Origin of the sequence: Promicromonospora kroppenstedtii DSM 19349 (assembly GCF_000515355.1) — a bacterium.
GTDB lineage: Bacteria > Actinomycetota > Actinomycetes > Actinomycetales > Cellulomonadaceae > Promicromonospora > Promicromonospora kroppenstedtii.
Map to the genome: position 1 here is coordinate 571 of NZ_KI911614.1, position 4,811 is coordinate 5,381.

A 4,811-nucleotide genomic window follows, 5' to 3' on the forward strand; every position below is an offset into this window, starting at 1 on the left:
CCCGGACGAGCCGGGCAGGTTCACCACGAGCGCGCGCGTGCCGCCGGAACCGCGGGCCACACCCACCAGCCCGCGCGACAGGACGGCGGTGGGGATCCCCGCGGCGACCCCCCGCTGCCGGACGGCGTCGGCGACGCCCGGGACCTCGTAGTCCAGCACCTCGCGCGTGCCCTCGGGGGTGAGGTCCCGGGGCGTGATGCCCGTGCCCCCGGTGGTGAGCACCAGACGCGCGCCGGCGTCGAGCGCGGTCCGCAGCACGTCACGGACCGGCTCGACGCCGTCGGGCACGAGGTGCGTGACCAGGTCCGTGAACCCGGCCTCCCGCAGGACCCGCACCGCGGCGGGGCCGGAACGGTCCTCGGACTCGCCGCGGGCGCATCGGTCGGAGACGGTGATCACCGCGACCTGGTCGGACGTCATGCCGACACGCTATCGGCCTCCGGCTCCTGCGCCTTCTCGGGCGCGGCCTCGACGGCCGCAGCCTTGCGGTGCGCCCGCACGGACCAGGCGACGGCGGCGGCCCAGCCCAGCCAGATCACCACGTAGACAGGGATCTTCACGGCGTCGGAGGCAGCGATCCAGTCGCTGTTGAGCAGCGTGCGCGAGTTGGTGAGCACGATGACGCCGCCCACGAGCGAGCCCAGGATGCGCGGCGGCACCAGGCGCACCAGCCAGGCCGCGATCGGTGCCGCGATCAGGCCGCCGATGAGCAGGGCGAGCACCCAGGTGAAGTCGATGCCCTCGCCGGAGAGGCCGACGAAGAAGCCTACGCTGGCGGCCACGGCCACCAGGAACTCGCTGGTGTCGATCGAGCCGATCACCTTGCGCGGCTCGAGGCGGCCGCTCGCGAGGATGGCGGGCGTGCCGACCGGGCCCCAGCCGCCGCCACCGGTGGCGTCGAAGAAGCCCGCCACCAGGCCGAGGGGTGCGAGGAACCGCTTGCGGAGCGGCTTGTCCGAGCGGGTCGGCAGGCCCTGCACCGTGAAGCGCAGCAGCACGTAGAGGCCCAGCGCGAGCAGGATCACCGACATGACCGGTCCCGCGACCTCCGTCGACAGCGACGACAGGAACGTGGCGCCGGCGAACGCGCCGATCGCGCCGGGGATACCGATCTTGGCGACGACCTTCCAGTCCACGTTGCCGAAGCGCCAGTGGGAGGCACCGGACGCGAGCGTCGTGCCGATCTCCGCGAGGTGCACGGTGGCCGACGCCGCGGCGGGGTTCGTGCCGATGGCCAGCAGCAACGTCGTGGAGGTGACGCCGTAGGCCATGCCCAGACTTCCGTCCACCAGCTGTGCGCCGAGGCCGACGAGCGCCAGCAGGATCAGGGTTCTCATGGTCATGACCTTCCAGGTCAGGGGGATGCGACACGAGGCCCTGCACGATCGGGCCCGCTACCAAGGTACCCATCTAACCCGGTCGGAAACAATGACCATCTCATAGGTCGGATAAGTGTGCATCGGAAAGTGGGGTGAAAGCCCTCCGTCCGATCGGAGTTCAGCCGGGCGATCAGATCAGGAGTTGGACCAGGCCGACTCGCCCTCGGTCAGCGCGCGCACCTCGTCCGGCAGCGATCCGCTGACCAGGTCCGCGAGGGTGACCGTCTCCAGCACCGCGCGGACGTTGGCCCGCAGGGCCACCCACACGTGCAGCAGCGGTGCTGCCGCACCCTGGAACTCCAGGTCGGACGGGCGGTTGCCGCGCACGAAGACCAGCGGCCCGTCCACGGCCCGCACGACGTCGGCGATGGTGATCGAGTCGGCCGGCCGGGCGAGACGGTATCCGCCGCCGGCGCCCCGGTGGCTCGTGACGAGCCCGTCGCGCCGCAGGTCGCTCAGGATCCCCTCCAGGAAGCGGTGCGGGATGTCCTGCGCCCGGGCCAGGGACTCGGCGCGGACGGGCCCGTCGTGGTCAGCGGCCGCCAGCTCGGCGGCTGCCCGGACGGCGTAGTCGGCTCGTGCGGAGATCCTCATGGGTCCATTCTCCCCCGGCCGCCGGACCGAGCCACCTCCAATCCGCAGATCAAGACAGGAACCCCGCGTCAATGCGTGATCGCGGTGCTAACATCCAATTCGTGCCGCACATGAGGATTCGGGAGGCCGCCGCCTATCTCGGCGTCAGCGACGACACGGTGCGCCGCTGGATCGACCGCGGCCTGCTGGGCGCCCGCACGGACGACGCCGGCCGCAAGGTGGTCGACGGCTACGAGGTCGCCATGGTCGCCCGGGACCACGCGTCGCCGCCGCGCCTGCCGCCGGGGTTGCGCAGCTCGGCCCGCAACCGGTTCGTGGGCCTGGTCACCGACATCAAGGCCGATGCCGTCATGGCGCAGGTCGAGCTGCAGTGCGGCCCGTTCCGTGTGGTCTCGCTGATGAGCAGCGAGGCGGTGCGCGACCTCGGCCTGGAGCCGGGGTCGGTGGCGGTGGCGGTCATCAAGTCGACGAACGTCGTCATCGAGACCGAGAACCAGAGGGAATCCGCATGACCGGGTACACGCACAGGGGCCGCTCGTCGGCCCGGATCGTCGCTGCCGGCTCCGTCGGCCTGCTGGCGGTCGGCGCCCTGACGGCGTGCGGCGCGAGTGCTGGGGTGGGCGGGACGGCCGACGCGGACGACGCCGCGGACCGGACGCTGACCGTCTACGCGGCCGCGTCGCTGACGCGTACGTTCGAGCAGATCGCGGAGGACTTCGAGGCCGCACACGACGGCGTCGACGTGGAGCTGTCGTTCGCCGGCTCGTCCGACCTCGTGGCCCAGATCCAGCAGGGCGCCCCGGCCGACGTCCTCGCCTCGGCGGACACCGCGAACATGGACAAGATCGTCGCGGACGGCCTGCAGGCGGGAACACCCACCGACTTCGCCTCCAACGCCCTGATGATCGCGGTCCCGCCGGGCAATCCGGCGGACGTCGCCTCGCTCGCCGACCTGGCCGACGACGACGTGCACCTCGTCGTCTGCGCGCCCGAGGTGCCGTGCGGGGCCGCGACCGAACGGGTTGAGCAAGCAGCCGGACTGACGTTCGCGCCGGTCAGCGAGGAGCAGAGCGTCACCGACGTGCTGAACAAGGTGATCACCGGCGAGGCGGACGCCGGCCTGGTCTACGTGACCGACGTCCGCGGCGCGGGTGGCAAGGTAGAGGGCATCGAGCTCCCCGAGTCGGACAGCGCGGTCAACGTGTACCCGATCGTCGTCCTCGAGCAGAGCCCGGAGCCCGAGCTCGCCCAGGAGTTCGTCGACGCCGTGCTGGACCAGGACGGGCAGCAGGTGCTGACCGACGCAGGATTCGCGGCACCATGATTCCCCGCTGGGTCGCCGCCGTCGCGGCGGTGGGGGCGCTCCTGGTGGTGCTCCCCCTCGCGACGATGGCGGCCCGCGTCAACTGGGCCGACTTCTGGACCCTGATCACCAGCGAGTCCTCGGTGGCGGCCCTGCTGCTGAGCCTGCGCACGTCCGCGGTCAGCACGCTGCTCTGCCTGGTGGTCGGTGTGCCTCTGGCGCTGGTCCTGGCCCGGGCCCGCTTCGCGGGGATCGACCTGTTGCGGTCCCTGGTGCTGGTCCCGCTCGTGCTGCCGCCCGTCGTCGGCGGCATCGCGCTGCTGTACACGTTCGGGCGCCGCGGGCTGCTCGGCGAGTCCTTGGAGCTGGCGGGCATCCAGATCGCGTTCTCCACGGCCGCCGTCGTCCTGGCGCAGACGTTCGTGGCGCTGCCGTTCCTCGTGATCAGCCTGGAGGGCGCCGTCCGCACGGCCGGCACGCGGTACGACGTCGTCGCGGCAACCCTGGGCGCGCGGCCCACCACGGTCCTGTTCCGCGTCACGCTGCCCCTGGTCTGGCCGGGCCTGTTGTCCGGGACCGTGCTGTCGTTCGCCCGGTGCCTGGGCGAGTTCGGCGCGACGATCACGTTCGCGGGCAGCCTGCAGGGCGTCACGCGCACCCTCCCGCTGGAGATCTACCTGCAGCGGGAGACCGACCCTGACGCCGCCGTCGCCCTGTCGTTCGTCCTGGTGGCGGTGGCGGTACTCGTGATCGGCCTGACCCGGCGCAGCAGGAGCGCACTGTGAGCCTCTCCCTGTCGGCGCACCTGCCCGAACGTGACGTCCAGGTCGACCTCGAGGTCGCCGACGGCGAGACCGTGGCCCTGCTCGGCCCCAACGGCGCCGGCAAGTCCACGCTGCTCGCGATCGCCGCCGGGCTGCTGCGCCCGCAGGACGGCCGCGTGACCCTCCACGACCGCACCCTCACCCACGTCGAGGCCGGCCGCACCCGCACCTGGGTACCGCCGCACGCGCGCCAGGTGGCCCTGCTGGCGCAGGACCCGCTGCTCTTCCCCCACCTCTCGGTGCGGCACAACATCGCGTTCGGCCCGCGCTCCCGCGGTACCTCCCGCCGCACGGCGGCCCTCGAGGCCGACCGCTGGCTGGACCGCATCGGCCTGCCCGACCTCGGCGAACGCCGCCCGTCAGCCGTGTCCGGCGGGCAGGCCCAGCGCGTCGCCGTGGCCCGGGCCCTGGCCGCGGAGCCGCGCCTGCTGCTGCTCGACGAGCCCATGGCCGCCCTGGACGTGGACGTCACACCGGCGCTACGGCACCTGCTCCGGGAGGTCCTCGCCGACCGCACGGTCGTCATCGCAACGCACGACGTCCTGGACGCGCTGCTGCTCGCCGACCGCGTCGTCGTGCTCGACGGCGGCCGCGTCGTCGAGCAGGGGCCCACCCGCGAGGTGCTGTCCCGGCCGCGGAGCGCCTTCGCCGCGCGCATCGCGGGCCTGAACATCACCTCGGGCGCCTGGTCCGCCGACGACGACGCCGTCC

Annotated in this window: 7 protein-coding genes; 4 read left to right on the forward strand and 3 right to left on the reverse strand. The window is 72.8% G+C overall.

Annotated features, from left to right (window positions below; translation table 11 throughout):
* From PROKR_RS04270 to PROKR_RS04280, 3 genes are all read right to left on the reverse strand, one after another.
* The coding region (locus PROKR_RS04270) for a MogA/MoaB family molybdenum cofactor biosynthesis protein (RefSeq protein ID WP_036959867.1) at positions 1-420 on the reverse strand (420 nt) is incomplete at its 3' end.
* Positions 417-1,337, reverse strand: coding sequence for a sulfite exporter TauE/SafE family protein (locus PROKR_RS04275; protein ID WP_036959868.1), 921 nt, complete (start codon positions 1,335-1,337; stop codon positions 417-419). The genes PROKR_RS04270 and PROKR_RS04275, both read right to left, overlap by 4 nt.
* Positions 1,338-1,514: 177 nt before the next feature.
* Positions 1,515-1,973 (reverse strand): RrF2 family transcriptional regulator, encoded by a 459-nt coding sequence (locus tag PROKR_RS04280; RefSeq protein ID WP_036959869.1) that lies wholly within the window; start codon positions 1,971-1,973, stop codon positions 1,515-1,517.
* Between the two features lie 101 nt (positions 1,974-2,074).
* Here PROKR_RS04280 and PROKR_RS04285 point away from each other — a divergent pair, with 101 nt between their 5' ends.
* The 4 genes from PROKR_RS04285 to PROKR_RS04300 form a co-directional block, all read left to right on the forward strand.
* On the forward strand, positions 2,075-2,485 hold the full coding sequence (locus PROKR_RS04285) for a TOBE domain-containing protein (protein ID WP_036959870.1): 411 nt from the start codon (positions 2,075-2,077) through the stop codon (positions 2,483-2,485).
* The gene (modA, locus tag PROKR_RS04290) at positions 2,482-3,297 is read left to right on the forward strand and encodes a molybdate ABC transporter substrate-binding protein (protein WP_051432664.1); all 816 of its coding nucleotides are present in this window, start codon (positions 2,482-2,484) and stop codon (positions 3,295-3,297) included. Before PROKR_RS04285 ends, modA begins: the two co-directional genes overlap by 4 nt.
* A complete protein-coding gene (locus tag PROKR_RS04295; RefSeq protein WP_036959871.1) occupies positions 3,294-4,061 on the forward strand; it encodes an ABC transporter permease in 768 nt (255 codons plus the stop codon). Before modA ends, PROKR_RS04295 begins: the two co-directional genes overlap by 4 nt.
* Positions 4,058-4,811: sulfate/molybdate ABC transporter ATP-binding protein (locus PROKR_RS04300; RefSeq protein WP_036959873.1), on the forward strand; the 754-nt coding region annotated here is incomplete at its 3' end. The genes PROKR_RS04295 and PROKR_RS04300, both read left to right, overlap by 4 nt.